This is a genomic window from Shinella sp. 838, from assembly GCF_029623935.1.
Taxonomy (GTDB): domain Bacteria; phylum Pseudomonadota; class Alphaproteobacteria; order Rhizobiales; family Rhizobiaceae; genus Shinella.
The window spans coordinates 562,756-582,815 of record NZ_JARSBQ010000003.1; the positions used below are offsets into that span (position 1 = coordinate 562,756).

A 20,060-nucleotide genomic window follows, 5' to 3' on the forward strand; every position below is an offset into this window, starting at 1 on the left:
ATAATCTAATCGATTTAAAAACACCAGCGTGCAACGCAACAAAATCGGTGCTTTCGACTCGATCAGAGCTTGTCGCGTAGCGCGTACCACGTCATGGCGAGGAACAGAAGCGGCGAGCGGAACCGGGCACCACCGGGGAAGGCCGGGATTTTCAGGGCCTTCAGCTGGTCGAGTTCCGCGCTGCCGCCGGTTACCCCCTCGGCGTAGAGTTTGCCACAATAGTTCGACAGCATGACGCCATGGCCGGAATAGCCACCGATCGCGGTGATGCCGGGCATGACTTCGCGCACATAGGGCTTGCGCGGCATGGTGATGCCGACGGAGCCGCCCCAGGCATGGGTGAGTTCTATACCCTTCAGTTCGGGATAGACTTCCTCGATCTGCCTGCGGATGGGCGGCGTCATGTCGTCGAGGTTTTCCGAATAGGCCTCGCGTCCGCCGAAAAGCAGGCGGCCGTCGCGGGTCTTGCGGAAATAGCGCACGACGAAGCGTGTGTCAGCGATCGCCTCGCCGCCGGGAATGACCGACGGGAACTTGTCGAGCGGCACGGTCGCACCGATGAAGGAACGGATCGGCATGACATGTGCGGCCGTCTTCGGTTCCAGATTGCCGATATAGGCATTGCAGCAAATCAGCGCCTTGTCGGCGCGGATCGTGCCCCGCGCGGTGGTGATGACAGCCTTGCCGCCCGCCCGTTCGATCTTCAGGGCGGGGGTCTTTTCATGCAGGTCTGCGCCGGCTGCCTTGGCCGCGCGGGCGACGCCGACGAGGAGTTTCATGGGGTGGATGTGGCCCGTGCCAGTGTCGCGCAGGCCGAAGAAGAAGCGCTTCGAGCCGACGCGCTCCTCGGTCTCCGCCCGGTCCATGTAGCTCAGGTGCTTGTAGCCGAAGCGGGTCGCGGCGATCTCGATATGGTCGCGGAATTCCTTCTCGTAGCTTGTCTTGTGGCTGACATTGAGCTGGCCGGGCACATAGTCGATATCGAGGGTCTGGCTTTCGGCGAAATCGTGGATGTAGCGCTTCGCGTTCTCCGCAAGGTCGAACAATGCCTTGGCGCGCTCGAAGCCGAGTTCGGCTTCCAGGCTTTCCGCCTCGGCGCGCTGGCCGGTGCCGAGCTGGCCGCCATTGCGGCCGGACGCGCCGTCGCCGAAGCGATGCGCTTCGATGAGCGTGACGCGCACGCCCTTCTTCGCGAGATTGTAGGCGGCCTGCAGGCCGGTGAAGCCGCCGCCGACAATGGCGACGTCAGTATCGACGGAGCCGTCGAGGGGGGCATATTCGGGGCGTTCGCCGACACTGGCCTCATACCAGGAGATGCCGGGAGAAATCGGGCTTTGCCAGGGCATTACACACACTCGTGTTCAAGAGGGTGCGGCGGCGCGCCGGGGCGCCGGCCGCTCTCAGGCTCAGATCTTGTCGGGCGGCCCGGACCGCCGGGGCCGCTCAGACGTTGAGCAGCAGGAACTCGCGTTCCCAGGGGCTGATCACCTGCATGAAGGTCTCGAATTCCCCACGCTTCACGCCGGCATAGAGGCCGATGAACTCCGCACTCAGCACCTCGGCCAGCGCCGGGTCGGATTCGAGCAGCGACACAGCCTCGAGCAGGCCGCGCGGCAGGTCGATCGACCCTTCGTTGGCGGTGTCTTCTGTGGGCGCCGTCGGTTCCAGCTCGTTCATGATGCCGAGCAGGCCGCAACCGAGCGAAGCTGCCAGCGCGAGATACGGATTGGCATCCGAACCCGGCAGGCGGTTTTCGACGCGGCGTGCGGCGGCATCCGACACCGGCACGCGGAACGCCGTCGTGCGGTTGTCGTAACCCCAGGCATTGTTCACGGGTGCCGACATGTCGGGCGTCAGGCGCCGGTAGGAATTCACATAGGGCGCCATCATGACGAGCGTCTTCGGCACATAGGCCTGCATGCCGCCGATGAACTGGAAGAATTCCTTCGAGGGCGAGCCGTCCGGATTGGAGAAGACGTTCTTGCCCGTCTCGATCTCCACCACAGACTGGTGGATATGCATGGCCGAACCCGCCTGTCCCTGCATGGGCTTGGCCATGAAGGTGGCATAGATGCCGTGTTTCAGCGCCGCCTCGCGGATCGTCCGCTTGAACAGGAACACCTGGTCGGCAAGCTCGACCGGATCGCCGTGGCGCAGGTTGATTTCGAGCTGCGCGGGGCCTTCCTCGTGGATCAGCGTATCGATCTCGAGGCCCTGTCGTTCGGAGAAGTGATAGATGTCGTCAATCAGTTCGTCGAACTCGTTGATCCCCGCGATGGAGTAGCCCTGGCCACCCTGGATGGCGCGGCCGGACCGGCCTTTCGGCGGATGCAGCGGATAGTCCGGGTCGTCGTTGACGGCGACGAGGTAGAACTCGATCTCCGGCGCAACGACCGGCTTCCAGCCACGGTCACGATACATCTGCACGACGTTCTTCAGGACGTTGCGCGGCGTATAGGGCACGTTCTCGCCGGTCGAGCCGACGATGTCGCAGATGACCTGGGCGGTCGGGTCGCTCTCCCACGGCACGACGGACAACGTCGATAGATCCGGCAGCAGCTTCAGGTCGCTGTCGCGCGGTTCATAGCGGAAATTGCCCGTTTCCTCCGGATAGTCGCCGGAAATCGTGTGGCGATAAAGGGCGGAAGGCAGGGCGAGCGATGTGTTCGAGGTGAACTTCGACGACGGCATCATCTTGCCGCGCGGAACCCCCGCGAGGTCGGGCGTGATGCATTCGATGTCTTCGATGCCGCGGGCGCGAAGCCAGTCTGCGGCGTCCTTCCAGGTCTTTACCCCGCGCGGCACGCTGATGGCGGGAGGGATTTTGGTAGAGCGTGCAGCTTTTTCGATTGTAGGGATAACGACTTTCTTTTTGGACGGCATGAGACACCGGGTTTGGTTGACGATGATGCCATCATAGACGGAGTTTATTGCTTGGCTAGCTCCCCCCGGGGGGTAGAAAACGCGAATTCTTCAAGAAAATCTGTTTTTCCCGTCCCGATTGACTTTCGGTCGCGATAGCGGAAAGGAGAGGCAAACAAGGATCGCACACGTGGCAGAACGGCGGGACGTCGTCATCATCGGGGCAGGCGCGGCGGGCATGATGTGCGCCATCGAGGCGGGCAGGCGCGGGCGCCGCGCGCTCGTCATCGACCACGCCCGTGCGCCGGGCGAGAAGATCCGCATCTCCGGCGGCGGACGCTGCAACTTCACCAATATCCATGCGGGACCGAAGAACTTCCTCTCGGCCAATCCGCATTTCTGCAAGTCGGCGCTTGCCCGCTATACGCCGCGTGATTTCCTCGATCTCGTCGAGCGCCACCGCATCCCCTGGCACGAAAAGACGCTGGGCCAGCTCTTCTGCGACAGTTCGGCAAAGGACATCATCGCCATGCTGCTTGCCGAGATGAAGGCGGCGGGTGCGGAGTTGAGGCTGTCGATGCCGATCAGCGCCATCGAGCACGACGGTCAATCCTTCCGCGTGGTGACAGAGCATGGAACGGTCGAAGCGTCCTCGCTGGTCATCGCCACGGGCGGCAAGTCGATCCCAAAGATGGGCGCGACCGGCTTTGCCTACCGCGTTGCCGAACAGTTCGGCATTGCGGTTACCGAAACCCGCGCCGGCCTCGTGCCCCTGACGCTCGATCCCGCGACACTTGCTGCCCATGAAGGCCTGCCGGGCGTGGCGGTCGATGTCGTCGCCCGCAACGGCAAGACGGAATTCCGCGAGGCGGCGCTCTTCACCCATCGCGGGCTCAGTGGCCCGGCGATCCTGCAGATCTCGTCCTATTGGCGGGAGGGGGAGGAGATTGCGCTCACCCTCTGCCCCGACGTGGATTTTGCGACGGTGATCGCCGCAGCGCGACGGGAAAACGGCCGGCAGGCGGTGCAGACCGTTCTTGCCGAGCACATGCCGAAGAAGCTTGCCCAGCTTCTCGTCACCGAGCTTGGCATCGATGGGCCGCTCGCCGAACAGCCGGGGCGCCGCATCGATGCGCTTCTCCAGCGTCTGAGGGACTGGCGCCTGCGCCCGCCCGGTTCGGAAGGCTACCGGACCGCGGAGGTCACACTCGGTGGTGTCGATACGGCTTTTCTTGATTCCCGCAGCATGGTCGCGAAGGCGGTGCCGGGGCTCTATTTCGTCGGCGAGGCGGTGGATGTGACGGGCTGGCTTGGCGGCTACAATTTTCAGTGGGCCTGGGCATCGGGCCATGCCGCGGGCGGGCACGCCTGACCTCGCGATACGGTCTTTACCGTCTTTTAAGACCTCGGGGCGGATGCTCTCGCTATGTCGGCGTTTCCGACCTTCCCTCGTGAAGGCGGAGGCAACATGATGTGGGCCGGCTGGCCGGATCATCCGGGTGTCTGTATCCGCGTAACGGAGTATCGCCGCATGCCTGCAAGACGCTGCCCCGCCCGTGCCATCGCGATTGCCGCTACCGCCGAGGAAAGCCGCCGGCGCCTCGTTGCGATTGGCATCCATTGCTCGCTTGCCGCGAGCCTTGTCATCGCCCTCGCTATTGCCGCGTTCTGACAGGCACCTGTCATAAATCGGTTTAAATGGTGATGGAATTTTAAAGATTGCCGCCGATCATCCGCCGCATAGGGTTCCGGATGCCGCGTCCCCATGACGGATGTCGACACGGCTGGCAATGACTGCTCCCCCGGATACGCGGCATTGCGGCCGCATGAAGTCGGTAATCCGGCGTCCGAATCCTGGGGAGGCCTCAAAAAGAGGCAGGGGTGGAGCACGCCGACAACGGATGTTCCGCCATGTTCATTGATAAGATTCTCGCCCGCTTCAAGATCCAGACCAAGGTCCTGGTCTTCATCCTGCCTTTCGTGCTCAGCATCTGCGCCGTGGGCTTCACCGGGCTCTATGCCTCCGGCCTGCTGCAGGGCCGCATGGAGATTTCCAACAGCGTCCTCCAGTCGCTGAGCGGCTTCAAGGATGTCTATGCCGGCATGAACCGGTTCCTGCAGAACACCAGCGAAGAAAACCGCGACGCCGTGCACCAGCGCCTGACCGCGCAGGACGCGGTTCTCCAGGCGACGATGGATGGCCTCGCGCCCGATGCCGACAAGTCCAAGCTGGTGGATGCGCAGGCCCAGACGAAGGATATCGAGGCCCGCATGGACGGGCTGTGGTCGCTCTATGTCAACGAGAACGGCCTGCACGAGACCATGGCCAAGAACCTCAACTATCTCTCCAGCGAGCAGGTGAAGATCCTCGACGAGGCGACGAAGCTGCAGCGCACCGTGCGCCAGAACGAAAACTCCGCAAAGAGCATGCTGCGCGAGGCCGAGCGCCTGACCAATGCCAGCAAGTTTTTCGGTGATCTTCTGTCGGAGTTCAGCCGCGGCGCAACGCCGGAGGACCAGCTGAAGGTCATCAAGGAGCGCTATCCCTTCATTTCGAAGACCGAACGTTCGATCGCGATGATCCTGCCGAAGAACCAGAAGGTCGTCTCCATCACCATCCGCAACACGATCGACGAACTCGGCGGTTTCCTGTCCTCGTCGGATCCGGCGAGCGTCACCGTGCCGGAAATCGCACGCCGGGTGAACCGCTTCCGTCAGGTCACCATCCAGCTCCAGGGCGCCGCATCGGAAAAGATGCGTGAAGCAACCCGCATCTTCAGCGAACTCGACGCGCCGATCATCAAGTCCGAGGCGGTGCTGTCGGCCACGCGCAAAGTGGTGTCTTCGATCGACGACATCGAGGTCGCCGCCGCGCGCTTCCTCGGCCAGACGTCGGAGCAGAACCGCATCAAGCTGCTCGGCAACCTGTCTATCCTGCGCATCGACATAAAGGCACTCAGCGGCAGCGCGAGTGATCTTCCCTTCTTCGACGCCGTTGACGACGCGCTGCGTCCGGTGCTCGACCGCATCGATGCGGACAGCGCCGCACTGGTGAAGATCAGCACCGAGCGCGCCGCCGATTTCGAGGCCGCAGGCCAGTCCATCGATACGATCTGGAATCTCCTCAGCCAGTTTGCCGAGGAACAGAAGACCAGCGCCGGCACCGAGCGTGAAAAGGCCAACCAGGTTTCGATCCTCGCGACCGTCGCGGGTGCTGCGATCGCCGTTCTTGCCGGCATCGCCCTCGTGCTGACGCTGAAGGGCCCGATCAGCCAGATCACCGGCGCCATGCGCCGCCTGGCGGACGGTTTCCTCGACACGGGTATTTCCGGCGAAGGCCGCGCCGACGAGATCGGCGACATGGCCCGTGCTCTCGGTGTCTTCAAGGAGAACGCCCTCTCGAAGATCCGGGTGGAGGCCGAAAGCGAAGAGCAGCGCAAGGCCGCGGAGGCCGAACGCACCCGCAACGATGTCGAAAAGCAGGCCTTCGACCGCGAGATCGACTTTGCCGTCAGCGCGCTGGCCGCCGGTCTCGAGCGCCTCGCGCAGGGCGATCTGTCGCGCCAGATCGACACGCCGTTCTCTGGCCGTCTGGAGCAGTTGCGCCAGGACTTCAACGTCTCGCTGACGCGCCTTCAGGATACGCTCGGCCAGATCCGCAACAATGCGCTGTCCATCCAGCGCAGCGGCGCGGAGATGCTGCAGTCGGGCGATGCGTTGGCCAAGCGCACCGAATCCCAGGCCTCCTCGCTGGAGGAAACCGCCGCCGCCGTCGAGCAGATCACGGCGACCGTACGCTCCTCCGCCGAGCGGGCGCATGAGGCGAACATCGTCGTCGGCACGACCAAGCGCAGCGCCGACAGCTCTGCCGCCGTCGTCAGCAATGCGATTGCCGCCATGGGCCGTATCGAGGGGGCGTCGCGCCAGATCGAGCAGATCATCGAGGTGATCGACGACATCGCCTTCCAGACCAACCTACTTGCCCTCAATGCCGGCATCGAGGCCGCCCGTGCGGGCGAAGCCGGCAAGGGTTTTGCCGTCGTCGCGCAGGAGGTGCGCGAGCTCGCCCAGCGTTCGGCCAGTGCTGCGCGCGAGATCAAGGGTCTCATCGAGAAATCGACGAGCGAGGTCAGCGCCGGCTCCCATCTCGTGCAGGAAACGGGCGCAGTGCTCGCCGCGATCAGCCAGCAGATCGTCACGGTCAGCCAGCATGTGGACATGATGGCGACGGCAAGCCGCGACCAGGCGGCCGCGCTGCAGGAGGTCAACGGCTCCGTCAACCAGATGGACCAGATGACCCAGCAGAACGCCTCGATGGTCGATATCACCACCGCGGCGAGCCGCAAGCTGGCAAACGAGGCCGATACGCTGATGATGCTGGTCGAGCAGTTCCGCCTGGAGGCGGACGAACAGACGATGTACCGCGCCGCCTGATGGTGTGCATCCCGCGGGCGTGGCGTGCAGCCGCGCCCGCCGGAAGCCTTGCTGCTTCCGTCCGGCAAGGTTGCCCAACCCTGCGCCCTGTGATCCCATGGCCGGCATGACCCACCGCATGATCCTGGCTGCATTGCGGCAATGCGCCCGACGCCACAGCCGTGTCGCGCACGAGGCGGACGACCTGATGCAGGACGTCCTGCTGTCGGCGCTCGCTGCCGGCCGGCGCATCACGGATCCGGGATTCGTGGCCTGGGCAAAGGGTGCGATCCGCAACCACGCCCGCTTCACCGCAAGGACGGCCGTGCGGCGACGGGTCCGTGAAGCCGCTTTCGAAGCGCCGCAGGACATGCCCGATCCTGCGCCCCTGTTCGCGGCGGTCTTCATGGCGTCTTTGCCGCCCGCCCAGCGCGTTCTGGCGCTTCTCGTCAATCTCGGCCTCGGCCGTGCCGAGATCACACACCTGCTTGGAGTAAGCGACATGGCCTTCCGCCAGCGCCTCAGCGGGCTGCGCAGCGCGTTCGACGCTTTCGGTGGCGAGGCGGCTTCACTGGACGGGTTTGCACTGCTTTCGGCCGGCGGCCCTGCGCGGCGATCGTTGAAGCAGGCCCTCAAGCCGCATGCCCCGCGCGCTTTCGCCATCCGCGATCCTGATGGCATTCCCATTTTCTTTTCGAGGCGCGATCACGTTTCGCACGGTGACGGCAACTAGCCGGCGCAACAATAGGAGGCTTGCATGACGATAAACTTCAACGGCGTCACCATCATCTTCAACGTCGCCGATATCGAGCGCACGCGAAGGTTCTACAGGGAGTATCTCGGCATCGAATTCGAGCGCCACGAGGACGAGGATGCCGGCGCCTTCCTGATGACGAAGATCGGCACGGAGGTGGATCTCATGGTCTTCAAGGGCGATCCGCAACCCGGCAACACGCCCAATGTGGTCTTCGGTCTTGCCGATGGCGGCATCGATACGGTGATCGAGCGGCTGGCCGCGGCCGGCGTCGAGATCGTCACGCCGGTCTCGCACGCGCCGGGCGGCTGGTTCGCCGACTTTCGCGACCCGGATGGCCAGATCGTGTCGTTCTATCAGTCGGCTGAGGTGCCGAGAGCTCTGACCTAAGGGCCGGCCTCAAACGAAGATCCCCGGCGCGCAGGGAGCGCCGGGGATCTTGCTTCGACTGGATGGTGCCTGTCAGCCGCGACCCTGCGTGACGATCACGGGGATCAGGAGGTCGCCCCAGTTGCCCTCGCCGCCATGATGGCGGGCGGAGCGGACCAGCTCCACCGAAACGCCGGCCTCGACCGCCTTCATGACGGACTGGTTGAGGCGGTGCAGGTCGTTGGCGACCATGCGGATCATGGCCTGCTGGTCGGGGGTCATGGCGGAGGCCTGTTCTTCCGCGCGTTCCTTGACTCGGGTCTGGACTGTCATGGCATTTCTCCTCTTTTGAGCATTTGCAGGCAGGCGGTAAGCCTGCCGTCGCAGGAATGCGGCTCTGTTGGGGTTCTTGAAAGGTTGACGGGTCGGGTTACTCGGCGGCCGGGCGGAATTGCTCGTGCTCGGTCGATTCATGCATGGCGGTCGTCGAGGACTGGCCGCCGGTAATGGCCATCGAGACGGCGTCGAAGTAGCCGGTGCCGACTTCGCGCTGGTGCTTGGTGGCGGTGTAGCCGTTGATCTCGGCGGCGAATTCCGCTTCCTGCAGCTCGGAATAGGCTGCCATCTGGCGGTCCTTGTAGCCGCGGGCGAGCTCGAACATGCCGTAGTTCAGCTGGTGGAAGCCGGCGAGCGTGATGAACTGGAACTTGTAGCCCATCGCGCCCAGCTCGCGCTGGAACTTGGCGATCGTCGCGTCGTCCAGGTTCTTCTTCCAGTTGAACGAGGGCGAGCAATTGTAGGCGAGCAGCTTGCCCGGATGCGCCTTGTGCACGGCTTCCGCGAACTTGCGGGCCTGTTCTAGGTCCGGCTTGCCGGTCTCCATCCAGATCAGGTCGCAGTGCGGCGCATAGGCGATGGCGCGGGCGATGCACGGCTCGATGCCGTTCTTGACCTGGTAGAAGCCTTCGACCGTGCGACCCTTGTCCCTGTCGACGAAGGGCTGGTCACGCTCATCGATATCGGAGGTGAGAAGCTTGGCGGCCTCCGCATCGGTGCGGGCGACGACCAGCGTCGAGGTGCCCATAACGTCGGCGGCAAGGCGCGCGGCGTCGAGGTTGCGGATATGGGCTGCCGTCGGGATCAGGACCTTGCCACCGAGATGGCCGCACTTCTTTTCAGAGGCGAGCTGGTCTTCGAAGTGGACGCCGGCAACGCCGGCCTCGATGAAGGCCTTCATGATCTCGAAGGCATTGAGCGGGCCGCCGAAGCCGGCTTCCGCATCAGCGACGATCGGGGCGAACCAGGTGTCGACCGAAAGGCCGTTGCCTTCTGCCGTCTCGATCTGATCGGCCCGCTGCAGCGTGCGGTTGATGCGCTTGGCGAGCTCCGGTGCGGCATTGGCCGGGTAGAGCGACTGGTCGGGGTACATGGCGGAGGCCGTATTGGCATCGGCGGCGACCTGCCAGCCGGAGAGGTAGATCGCCTTCAGGCCGGCGCGGACCATCTGCATGGCCTGGTTGCCCGAGAGCGCACCGAGCGCATTGACGAAATCTTCCTCGTGGATGAGCTTCCACAGGCGGTTCGCACCGTTCTCAGCCAGCGTGTGGCGGATCTGGACGGAGCCGCGCAGCTTCTCGACCGTCTCGGCCGTATAGGGGCGCTCGATGCCGTCGAACCGGCCCTTCGGTGCGCTCGGGACGAGATTGTAAAAATCGGTCATAATATCCTCCGGTACGATGTCTCGGGATCGGGCTTGGCTTTCTTCGTTGCCCGATTTCATGTGACAGTATTTACATCGCAGTGCACAATAGGGCGAGAGAAAACCGGAAAATCAGCGACGCAATCGGGTAATGATGTCTTGTCTTTGACAGAAGTGCTCTGTAAAAAAGTAAAAATTGTAAATCTTCCGGTGGCGGCATCGGTGTAAAGGATTTGACACATGGCGGAGAACAAGATCTTTGCCGGCCCGAAAGTCCGGCGCATCCGCAACACGCTCGGCCTTACCCAGACGGCAATGGCCGAGGGGTTGTCGATCTCGCCGTCCTATCTCAATCTCATCGAGCGCAACCAGCGGCCGCTGACGGTCCAGCTGCTTTTGCGCCTCGCTTCCGTCTACAAGGTGGATCTCGATGAGCTGCAGGGCGAAAGCGCCGGCAATGCGCGCCAGCTGCGCGAGGTCTTCGCCGATCCGCTGCTTTCGGGAGAGCTGCCCGGCGATCAAGAGCTGGTGGAAATCGCCGAAGCGGCGCCGAACGTGGCAAGTGGCATCCTAAAGCTTTACCGCGCCTATCGCGAACAGGCTGCGCGTCTCACCGACCTTGCCGATCTTCTGGCCCGCGAGGGCCATGCGACGACGCTGTCGGGTGCGCTGCTGCCGATGGACGAGGTGCGCGACAAGCTGGAGGGGCGCCCTAACTATTTCGGCGCCATCGACGAGGCGGCGGAGCGGTTTCATGCGGCGCTGGCGCCCGGCGACGACCTGGCCGCCGCCCTGAAAGGCTGGCTGCGCAAGGAGCACGGCGTCGTCGTGCGGCTTCTGCCCGTCCACACCATGCCGAACCTGCGCCGTCGCTTCGACCGTCATTCCATGCGGCTTTTCCTGTCGGAGCGCCTGTCGCCCTTCGACCAGCTGCGCGAGATCGCCATGGAAACGGTGCAGCTCGCCCTTCAGGACGAGATCTTCGCCGAACTCGACCAGCTCGCTTTCTCGACGGCGGAGGCGAAGCGCATCGCCCGTTTCGAGCTGGCGCGCTACGCTGCCCACGCGCTGATGATGCCCTACGAGACCTTCCATTCGACGGCCCAGCGCGTGCGCTACGACATCGACGTGCTGCGCTCGCGCTTCGGGGTTTCCTACGAGCAGGCGGCAAACCGGCTGACCATGCTGCAAAGGCCCGGCAGGGCGGGTGTGCCCTTCTTCATGCTGGAGATCGACAATGCCGGCAACCGCTTTCGTCGGGCGGGCGCGCAGGGCTTTCCGCAGGCGCGCTTCGGCGGTAGCTGTCCCAAGCTCGGCGTTCACTCCGCTTTCTCGCAGCCCGGGCAGATCCTCGTCGACCGGGTGGAAATGCCTGACGGTGCCGCCTTCCTCGCCATCTCGCGCACGCTGGAAGGGCCGCAGGGCGTTTTTGCCGAGCGGGTGCGCCGGACCGCGCTGTTGATCGGCTGCGATGCCGCCCATGCGGAGGATACCGTCTACGGCGAAGCGGTGCGGCGGGAGGGTGCGGTGGCGGTCGGAACGGCCTGCCGGCTCTGCGAGCGGCAGGGCTGTCTTGCCCGCGCCGAACCGCCCGTCACGCGGCCTCTCGGCCTTGACGAAATGGTCGCCGGCCTCAGCCTTTTCGACTTCCAGTGACTTTTTGCTTGATTTCCGCCGCCGTTAGGGCTTCAAATCTGATAGGAATGGGAACAATGTGATATCAAAATTCGCCCTGTGTTTGAGTAGAATGCCGCTTGTCGCCTCTTGAAAAACATCCATAATCGGTGACTGTTCTTCATACGAACTCATAGGTCCGAGAGAAAAACTGGGAGAAAAATCAATGATAAAACGTACTCTTTTGGCGACTGCCGCCACGCTTGCGCTGTTTGGCGCGGGCGGTGCGCTCGCGCAGGAAAAAGTCGTTAACGTCTACAACTGGTCGGACTATATCGATTCCTCGATCATCGACGATTTCACTAAGGAAACCGGCATCAAGGTCGTCTACGACGTCTATGACTCGAACGAGATCCTTGAGACGAAGCTGCTTGCCGGCGGCACGGGCTACGACGTGGTGGTGCCGACCAACACCTTCCTGCAACGCCAGATTTCGGCCGGCGTCTACCAGAAGCTCGACAAGTCCAAGCTGCCGAACCTCAAGAACATGTGGGATATGGTCGCCACCCGCATGCAGCCGTTCGACCCGGGCAACGAATATTCGATCAACTACATGTGGGGCACGATCGGCATCGGCTATAACAAGGCCAAGATCAAGGAAGCCCTCGGCACGGACACGATCGACAGCTGGAGCGCGATCTTCGACCCGGCCAACGCCGAGAAGCTGAAGGATTGCGGTATCAATCTCCTGGATTCGCCGACCGACATCATTCCCGTCACGCTTGCCTATCTCGGCCTCAATCCCGATAGCCATGACCCGGCCGACATTGCCAAGGCCGAAGAAGCGCTGATGAAGATCCGCCCCTTCGTGCGCAAGTTCCATTCGTCCGAATTCATCAACGGTCTTGCGAATGGCGACATCTGCATCGCCGTCGGCTGGTCGGGTGATATCTTCCAGGGCCGCGACCGTGCGGAGGAAGCCGGCAACGGCGTCGAGGTCGGTTACACGATCCCGAAGGAAGGCACGCAGATGTGGTTCGACCAGATGGCGATCCCCAACGATGCACCGCATGTCGACGAGGCGCATGCCTTCCTCGACTACATCATGCGCCCGGACGTGATCGCGAAGGCCTCGACCTACATCCACTATGCCAACGGCAACAAAGCGGCACAGGCCGTCATGCCGAAGGAGATCCTGGAAGACGCGACGATCTATCCTGACGATGCGACGCTGGCCAAGCTCTTCACCAACACGACGCTGGACGCAAAGACGCAGCGCCTGTTCACACGGACCTGGACCAAGATCGTGACCGGTCAATAACCGGTCCGGAACGAATTGCCCGGAAGCCTCTTCCGGGCAATTTCATTTATGCCGCCAGAAAATAAGAGATGGGGACAGGCAATGAAATCTCTCGGCAATATCCGTCGTTCCTTCGCACCTTGGACGGATCCGGACGCAAAACCATTCATCACGTTCCGCAATGTCACGAAGAGGTTCGGCGATTTCACTGCCGTCGATGATCTCACCCTCAACATCTATCACCGCGAATTCTTCGCCCTTCTCGGGGCGTCCGGCTGCGGCAAGTCCACGCTTTTGCGCATGCTCGCCGGCTTCGAGCGGCCGACCTCGGGTGAAATCATCCTTGATGGCCAGGACATTGCCAGCATCCCGCCGTACAAGCGGCCGGTCAACATGATGTTCCAGTCCTATGCGCTCTTCCCGCACATGACGGTCGAGAGCAATATCGGCTTCGGCCTTCGCCAGGACGGCATGCCGAAGAACGAGATCGCCGAGCGCGTCGCCCAGATGCTGAAGCTGGTGAAGCTCGAGAAATTTGCCAAGCGCAAGCCGCACCAGCTTTCCGGCGGCCAGCGCCAGCGCGTGGCGCTCGCCCGCTCGCTCGCCAAGCGCCCCAAGGTGCTGCTGCTCGACGAGCCGCTTGGCGCGCTCGACAAGAAGCTGCGCGAGGAAACGCAGTTCGAACTGATGGACCTGCAGCAGGAGCTCGGTCTCACCTTCGTGGTCGTTACGCACGACCAGGAGGAGGCGATGACCATGGCCGACCGCATCGCCGTCATGAGCCACGGCAAGGTCATCCAGGTGGCGACGCCGGCGGAAATCTACGAAGCCCCGAACTCCCGCTTCGTCGCCGACTTCATCGGTGACGTGAACATCCTGGATGGCAAGGTTTCGGCCAATGGCAACGGCAAGATCGAGCTTGCCGTCAACGAGGGTTTCACCATCCGCACGGTGACGGGAAACGGCCCTGCGCCGGGCGCTGCCGCGGGCTTTGCCATCCGGCCGGAAAAGATGAAGGTGACGCGGGCCGCCCCTGCCGACGCTTCCGTCAATGCGGCCCCGGGCGAGATCTGGGATATCGGCTATCTCGGCGACATGACCGTCTTCTACGTCAAGCTCGACAGCGGCAAGGTCGTGAAGGCCTCCATGCTGAATGCCCAGCGCGAAGTTGAGGATCCGATCGCCTATGACGAGAAGGTCTGGGTCTCCTTCGGCGAAACGGCCGGCGTCGTGCTGAAGGATTGACCTGATGACCAAGCTCGGCTCCGCCATCTTCAGCCGCCTTGTCATCCTCATTCCCTATGCCTGGCTGCTGTTCTTCTTCCTCATTCCCTTCTTCATCGTCTTCCGCATCTCGCTGTCGACCACCGCGATCGCGCAGCCGCCCTATGAGCCGGCTTTTGCGCTGGCGGACGGGCTTTCCGGCATCCTTGCGAAGATCGGACAGTTCAGCTTCGACAACTACGTCTGGCTGACGGAGGATGCGCTCTATCTGAACGCCTATCTGTCGAGCCTCTGGATCGCCGGCGTTTCCACTTTCATCACGCTTCTGATCGGCTATCCGATCGCCTATGGCATGGCGCAGGCGCCGCGCACGCTCAGGCCCACGCTGCTGATGCTCGTCATCCTGCCGTTCTGGACGAGCTTCCTGATCCGCGTCTATGCCTGGATCGCCATCCTGAAGCCGGAAGGCCTGCTCAACCAGTTTCTGATGGGCACCGGTATCATCGACGAGCCGCTGATCATCATCGGCACCAACTGGGCGATCTATATCGGCATCGTCTATTCCTACCTGCCGTTCATGGTGCTGCCGCTCTATTCGGCGCTGGAGAAGATGGACAACACGTTGATCGAGGCGGCGCAGGATCTTGGCTGCCCGCAGATGTCGGCCTTCTGGAAGATAACCTTCCCGCTCTCCATTCCGGGTGTCGTGGCGGGCTGCATGCTCGTCTTCATTCCGGCCGTCGGCGAATTCGTCATTCCGGATCTGCTCGGCGGATCGCAGACGCTGATGATCGGCAAGACGCTGTGGAACGAGTTCAACGCGAACCGCGACTGGCCGGTCTCGGCCGCCGTCGCCACCATCCTGTTGCTGATCCTGGTCGTGCCGATCGTGTTCTTCCAGAATGCGCAGGCGAAAGCCGAAGAGCAGGGGAGGTAAGCCCATGAACACCTGGTCCCGTTTCAACATCGCCTCGGTCGTTCTCGGCTTTTCCTTCCTCTATCTGCCGATCGTGCTTCTGGTCGTCTTCTCGTTCAACGAATCGAAGCTGGTCACCGTCTGGGCCGGTTTTTCGACGAAGTGGTACGTCTCGCTCTTCAACAACCAGGGCCTGATGGATGCCGCCTGGGTGACGATCCGCGTGGCGTTGCTCTCGGCGACCGTCGCGACCGCTCTCGGCACCATGGCAGCGCTGGCGCTGACGCGCTATACGCGCTTCCGCGGCCGGCTGCTGTTCTCCGGCATGGTCTACGCACCGCTCGTCATGCCCGAGGTCATCACCGGCCTCTCGCTGCTCCTGCTTTTCGTTGCCATCGGCTTCGATCGCGGCTTCGTCACGGTGACGCTGGCGCACATCACCTTCTCGATGTGCTTCGTCACCGTCGTGGTCCAGTCGCGCCTGCTCTCCTTCGATCGTTCGGTCGAGGAGGCGGCGATGGATCTTGGCGCGACTCCTGTGAAAACCTTCCTCGAGGTGACGTTGCCGATCATTGCGCCTGCCGTGTTGTCCGGCTGGATGCTGGCCCTCACGTTGTCGCTCGACGACCTCGTCATTTCCAGCTTCACCTCCGGTCCGGGGGCGACGACCTTGCCGATGAAGATCTACAGCCAGGTACGCCTCGGCGTGACGCCGGAAATCAACGCGGCGTGTACGCTGCTCATCGGCCTTGTCGCCATAGGTGTCGTCATCGCGTCGATCATGACGAAGCGGCGCGAGGTGCAGCGCCTGCGCGACGAACAGGCGGCCTTCGCCGGCCGCTGAGGCTTGCCTCAGGAAGCCTACTGGCGGGGTTGCTGCCCCGTCAGGATGGAGATCGGCGAGATCACCGGCTCCGGCCAGGAACCGCCGACGAAGAAGCTGATTGCCGGCGTGACGACGGCGGCGGCGGCGTCCGCCTGGGGCCGGTCGGCGAGCGTGCCGGCGAGTGCCACGCTGCCGCTGCGATAGGGGATCATGCCGGACAGCGTCAGCAGCTTCTCGTTGCCTTCGATCTGTGCCTTGGTCAGTTCGGCAAGGCCCCGGTCCAGCTTGGCCTCCACATCGGCCCTTACAAAGTCAAACGATCCCTCCGAAGCTTCCGAGAAATTGAAGAACGCGTTTTTCGCCGCCCGTTCCTCGAAGGCCTGACGGTTGAAATGGGTGAGCGTGCCCGGTCCCATGGCCAGCCGGAACTGGCCGGACATGTCCGAAGCCGTCGTCGCCCAGAGCGGCCGATCCGTCGACAGTTCGAAATCCGCAGATCCTCGTCCGGAAGGCAGCGGCCCGGGCAGGGCGAGCGTGTTGACGATCGCACCGATATCGACGTTGCTTAGCGACATCTGCAGGCGCCCGCCGCCGCGAAAGCCCTGTTCGGTGAGCGCGATGCGCCCGGTCATGCGCCCGTCCATGAACTGGCTGTCGCCGACATCGAAGGAGGCACGGCCATTTTCGATGCGCATGCCGGCAGCAAGGTCCTGCAGGGAGAAGGGTGCGAAGTCCGCGCTTTTGGCGGAAAGCCGCAGGTCCATGCCGAATTGATGGATGAAGGCGGTGTCGATACCGGTCGTGGTCTGGTCGGCGCCGGGAAGCGGCGAGAGGGCAGTCAGGAAGGCGCGCAGGTCGATCCGGTCGAAGGCCAGCGTGCCGCCCACCTGCGGCAGGCCGTCCGGCGGCATGTTGACGTCCAGCACGCCGGTCGCCTGCGCATTGTCGAGGGTGAGCTTCAGATTTTCCAGCTTGGCCGTGTAGCCTGCCGTCGTCACCTTCGCCTCGGCATTGATATGGCCGAGATTGCCGACGGAGGGGATTTCCTTGCCCTGCCAGGCAAGCAGATGCCCGAGCGACGGCGTCGACAGCGTCATGTTGCCGGCGATGAAGGCGTTGGTCGAAAGATTGGCGATGCCCTCGAAGGTCATCGCCGTCGGATCGGCGGAAAGGTTGGTGCGCACATTGGCATTGTGGCCTGCGAGCAGGGCGAGCGGCTGGTCACAGCCGAAGGTCCAGCGGCTCATCTCACCGTTGACGATGCCGGAGAGCGTGAGGTCGAGCGGCCGCCTGAGGGCTGGCCAGTCGATGTTGCCGTTGATATCCGACATGCGGAAAGGCGCTGCTCCGTCGTCCTGCGCGACCTCGATGACGCCGTCGACCACGTTGATCGTGCCGATACGCTCCTCCGGCAGCTCCGGTATCGCTTGCCCCTCCGGCGCTGATTTGGTCGCGTCGATCGCTTGCATCAGCCAGCCGCTGTGGCGCCAGTTGAAGACCCCCTCGGCATCCCAGCCGACATGGATCGTCGGCCGGATCAGATCGAAATCGCTGAAGACCGGTTTGCCGCGCACCGCGCCGAAGAGGTCGAAGCTCGCCGAGATGGCGTCGACATGCGCAAGCTCGCTCCCGTCGGCCGCGGCGGTGATCCGCACATTGCCGAGCGTCACACGCGGATAGGGCCAGAACGCGAACTCCGCTTCGTTTCCGATATCCACATCGGCGCCCGTCCAGGCTTCGAGCGTCCGTTCGATCTCCCTGCCGACCGTGTCGGTCTGGATGAGGAAGGGAAAGCCGATGCGCACCGCGGCAAACAGCACCAGAACGACAAGAATTCCCCGCACGAAATGCCGCGACTGGATGAAACGGGAAAGGGTCATTCGGATGCAGGTCCTTTGCCGGCAGCGTTCACATCATTTCAAGCGAACGGGGATAGGCGCTTGGGGCGAAGAAATCAAATGGCGCCATGGCGGAATTGCGTCCGGCAACGGCGTGAACCGGCGTTCGCCACTTTATACTGCGGCGCAACATGCTATACGAAAGCCATGGAGTGGAGGAAAGCATGACGTCAGAAATGCCCTTGTGGAAACCTTCGGCGGACATCCTGGCAAAGAGCCCGATGGCCCTGTTCATGAAGGCCGGCAGCCATATCGCCGGGCGCGACCTGAAATCCTACGACGATCTGCACGCCTGGTCGGTGGAGGACCGTGCGGCGTTCTGGACCGCGGTCTGGGATGACGGCGCCGTCCTTGGCGAAAAGGGCGGTGTCGCGCTGGAAAACGGCGAGCGCATGCTGGAGGCCCGGTTCTTCCCCGAGGGCCGGCTGAACTTTGCGGAAAATCTCCTGAAGGCGAGTGGTCCGGACGACGCCATCGTCTTCCGCGGCGAGGACAAGGTGTCCTATCGCTGGTCGTGGGATGCGCTTCGCGCCCGGGTGTCGAAGCTCCAGCAGGCTTTTGCTGCAATGGGTGTCGGTGAAGGCGACCGCGTTGCCGCCATGATGCCGAACATGCCGGAGACCATCGCCTGCATGCTGGCCGCCGCTTCGCTCGGCGCCATCTGGTCCTCCTGTTCTCCTGATTTCGGCGAGCAGGGTGTGCTCGACCGTTTCGGCCAGATCGAGCCGAAACTGTTTATTGCCTGCGATGCCTACTGGTATGCCGGCAAGCTGCAGGACGTCTCCGCCAAGGTGAAGGCCGTGGCCGGGAAACTTGGCGCCCCCGTCGTGGTGGTGCACTATGCCGGCGACGCCGAGGCGCTTGCAGGCACCCTGTCGGACGGCCGCACGCTCGATGCGTTGATGGCACCCTATGAGGCAAAACCGCTCGTCTTCGCGCAGCTGCCGTTCCGCCACCCGCTTTATATTCTGTTCTCGTCGGGCACCACAGGCGTGCCGAAATGCATCGTGCATTCGGCCGGGGGCACGCTGCTGCAGCATCTCAAGGAGCACCACCTGCATTGCGGCCTCGTCGCCGGCGAGCGGCTGTTCTATTTCACCACCTGCGGCTGGATGATGTGGAACTGGCTGGTCTCCGGCCTTGCGGTCGGCGCCACGCTCTGCCTGTTCGACGGCTCGCCCTTCCATCCGGACGGCAATGTGCTGTTCGACTATGCCCGGGACGAAAAATTCGCCGTCTTCGGCACCTCTGCCAAATACATCGACGCGGTGCGCAAGGGCGGTTTCACGCCGCGCACGACGCATGACCTTTCGAGCCTGCGCCTGCTGACCTCCACCGGTTCGCCGCTCTCGCCCGAAGGTTTCTCCTTCGTCTACGAGGGCATCAAGCCCGACGTGCAGCTCGCCTCCATTTCCGGCGGGACGGATATCGTTTCCTGCTTCGTGCTCGGCGTTCCGCTGCGGCCCGTCTGGCGCGGCGAGATCCAGGGGCCGGGCCTCGGCCTTGCCATGGATGTCTGGGACGAGGACGGCCATCCGGTGCGCGGCGAAAAGGGCGAGCTGGTCTGCACCAAGGCCTTCCCCTCCATGCCCGTCATGTTCTGGAACGATCCGGACGGCGCAAAATATCGTGCCGCCTATTTCGAGCGCTTCGACAATATCTGGTGCCATGGCGACTTTGCCGAATGGACCAGCCATGATGGCATCGTCATTCACGGGCGCTCGGATGCGACGCTGAACCCCGGCGGCGTGCGCATCGGCACGGCGGAGATCTACAATCAGGTCGAACAGCTGGAAGACGTCGTCGAAGCCCTCTGCATCGGCCAGGACTGGGACGATGACGTGCGCGTCGTGCTTTTCGTACGCCTCGCCCCGGGCAAGGTGCTGGACGAGGCATTGGAAAAGACGATCCGCACGAAGATACGCACCGGTGCCTCGCCGCGCCACGTGCCGGCGAAGATCATCGAGGTCGCGGACATTCCGCGCACCAAGTCGGGCAAGATCGTCGAGCTTGCTGTGCGCGAGGTGGTGCACGGCCGGCCGGTCAAGAACAAGGAAGCTCTTGCCAATCCGGAGGCGCTGGAGCTCTTCGCCAATCTGGAGGCACTGAAATCGTAAGCGTCTTGCGCGTTAACGATTTCGGCCTTCGGCATTAACCAAGTTTTCGAAGTTGTGAACGAAAGGTT

General features: G+C 63.2%; 16 protein-coding genes. 11 read left to right on the plus strand and 5 right to left on the minus strand.

What is annotated here, in order from left to right; translation table 11 throughout:
• Positions 1-62: 62 nt before the first annotated feature.
• Positions 63-1,346, minus strand: coding sequence for an NAD(P)/FAD-dependent oxidoreductase (locus P9A16_RS14240; RefSeq protein ID WP_023511850.1), 1,284 nt, complete (start codon positions 1,344-1,346; stop codon positions 63-65).
• Between the two features lie 97 nt (positions 1,347-1,443).
• Positions 1,444-2,883, minus strand: coding sequence for a glutamine synthetase family protein (locus P9A16_RS14245; protein WP_024270950.1), 1,440 nt, complete (start codon positions 2,881-2,883; stop codon positions 1,444-1,446).
• 169 nt (positions 2,884-3,052) lie between these two features.
• Between P9A16_RS14245 and P9A16_RS14250 the strand changes: the two genes are divergently transcribed.
• The 5 genes from P9A16_RS14250 (at position 3,053) to P9A16_RS14270 (ending at position 8,419) form a co-directional block, all read left to right on the plus strand.
• A complete protein-coding gene (locus tag P9A16_RS14250; RefSeq protein WP_023516911.1) occupies positions 3,053-4,234 on the plus strand; it encodes an NAD(P)/FAD-dependent oxidoreductase in 1,182 nt (393 codons plus the stop codon).
• Positions 4,235-4,330: 96 nt separating this feature from the next.
• Entirely contained in the window at positions 4,331-4,534 is a 204-nt protein-coding gene (locus P9A16_RS14255; protein ID WP_156032036.1) for a hypothetical protein, read from the plus strand.
• Between the two features lie 239 nt (positions 4,535-4,773).
• On the plus strand, positions 4,774-7,296 hold the full coding sequence (locus tag P9A16_RS14260) for a methyl-accepting chemotaxis protein (protein WP_024270951.1): 2,523 nt from the start codon (positions 4,774-4,776) through the stop codon (positions 7,294-7,296).
• A 97-nt stretch (positions 7,297-7,393) separates the two neighbouring features.
• Complete coding sequence (locus P9A16_RS14265; protein ID WP_023516663.1) at positions 7,394-8,008, plus strand: RNA polymerase sigma factor; 615 nt, start codon at positions 7,394-7,396, stop codon at positions 8,006-8,008.
• 24 nt (positions 8,009-8,032) lie between these two features.
• Positions 8,033-8,419, plus strand: coding sequence for a VOC family protein (locus P9A16_RS14270; protein WP_023516664.1), 387 nt, complete (start codon positions 8,033-8,035; stop codon positions 8,417-8,419).
• Between the two features lie 72 nt (positions 8,420-8,491).
• On the opposite strand, the gene P9A16_RS14275 is transcribed toward P9A16_RS14270, so the two are convergent.
• Positions 8,492-8,731, minus strand: coding sequence for an SMc00767 family acetate metabolism repressor (locus tag P9A16_RS14275; RefSeq protein ID WP_023516665.1), 240 nt, complete (start codon positions 8,729-8,731; stop codon positions 8,492-8,494).
• Between the two features lie 97 nt (positions 8,732-8,828).
• Positions 8,829-10,118, minus strand: a complete 1,290-nt coding sequence (gene aceA, locus P9A16_RS14280; RefSeq protein WP_023516666.1) for an isocitrate lyase — start codon at positions 10,116-10,118, stop codon at positions 8,829-8,831.
• 219 nt (positions 10,119-10,337) lie between these two features.
• On the opposite strand from aceA, the gene P9A16_RS14285 reads away from it, so the two are divergent.
• From P9A16_RS14285 to P9A16_RS14305, 5 genes are all read left to right on the plus strand, one after another.
• Positions 10,338-11,753 carry a helix-turn-helix domain-containing protein gene (locus P9A16_RS14285; protein WP_024270953.1) on the plus strand — a complete coding sequence of 472 codons (1,416 nt, stop codon included), beginning with the start codon at positions 10,338-10,340 and terminating at the stop codon, positions 11,751-11,753.
• A 169-nt stretch (positions 11,754-11,922) separates the two neighbouring features.
• Positions 11,923-13,032, plus strand: a complete 1,110-nt coding sequence (locus P9A16_RS14290) for a polyamine ABC transporter substrate-binding protein (RefSeq protein ID WP_197032927.1) — start codon at positions 11,923-11,925, stop codon at positions 13,030-13,032.
• Between the two features lie 81 nt (positions 13,033-13,113).
• On the plus strand, positions 13,114-14,256 hold the full coding sequence (locus tag P9A16_RS14295) for an ABC transporter ATP-binding protein (RefSeq protein WP_024270955.1): 1,143 nt from the start codon (positions 13,114-13,116) through the stop codon (positions 14,254-14,256).
• A 4-nt stretch (positions 14,257-14,260) separates the two neighbouring features.
• A complete protein-coding gene (locus tag P9A16_RS14300) occupies positions 14,261-15,172 on the plus strand; it encodes an ABC transporter permease subunit (RefSeq protein WP_024270956.1) in 912 nt (303 codons plus the stop codon).
• 4 nt (positions 15,173-15,176) lie between these two features.
• Complete coding sequence (locus tag P9A16_RS14305; RefSeq protein ID WP_024270957.1) at positions 15,177-15,995, plus strand: ABC transporter permease subunit; 819 nt, start codon at positions 15,177-15,179, stop codon at positions 15,993-15,995.
• A gap of 17 nt (positions 15,996-16,012) precedes the next feature.
• On the opposite strand, the gene P9A16_RS14310 is transcribed toward P9A16_RS14305, so the two are convergent.
• Positions 16,013-17,857 (minus strand): AsmA family protein, encoded by a 1,845-nt coding sequence (locus P9A16_RS14310; RefSeq protein WP_023515845.1) that lies wholly within the window; start codon positions 17,855-17,857, stop codon positions 16,013-16,015.
• A gap of 182 nt (positions 17,858-18,039) precedes the next feature.
• Between P9A16_RS14310 and P9A16_RS14315 the strand changes: the two genes are divergently transcribed.
• Complete coding sequence (locus P9A16_RS14315) at positions 18,040-19,992, plus strand: acetoacetate--CoA ligase (protein ID WP_023515844.1); 1,953 nt, start codon at positions 18,040-18,042, stop codon at positions 19,990-19,992.
• Positions 19,993-20,060: the final 68 nt, after the last annotated feature.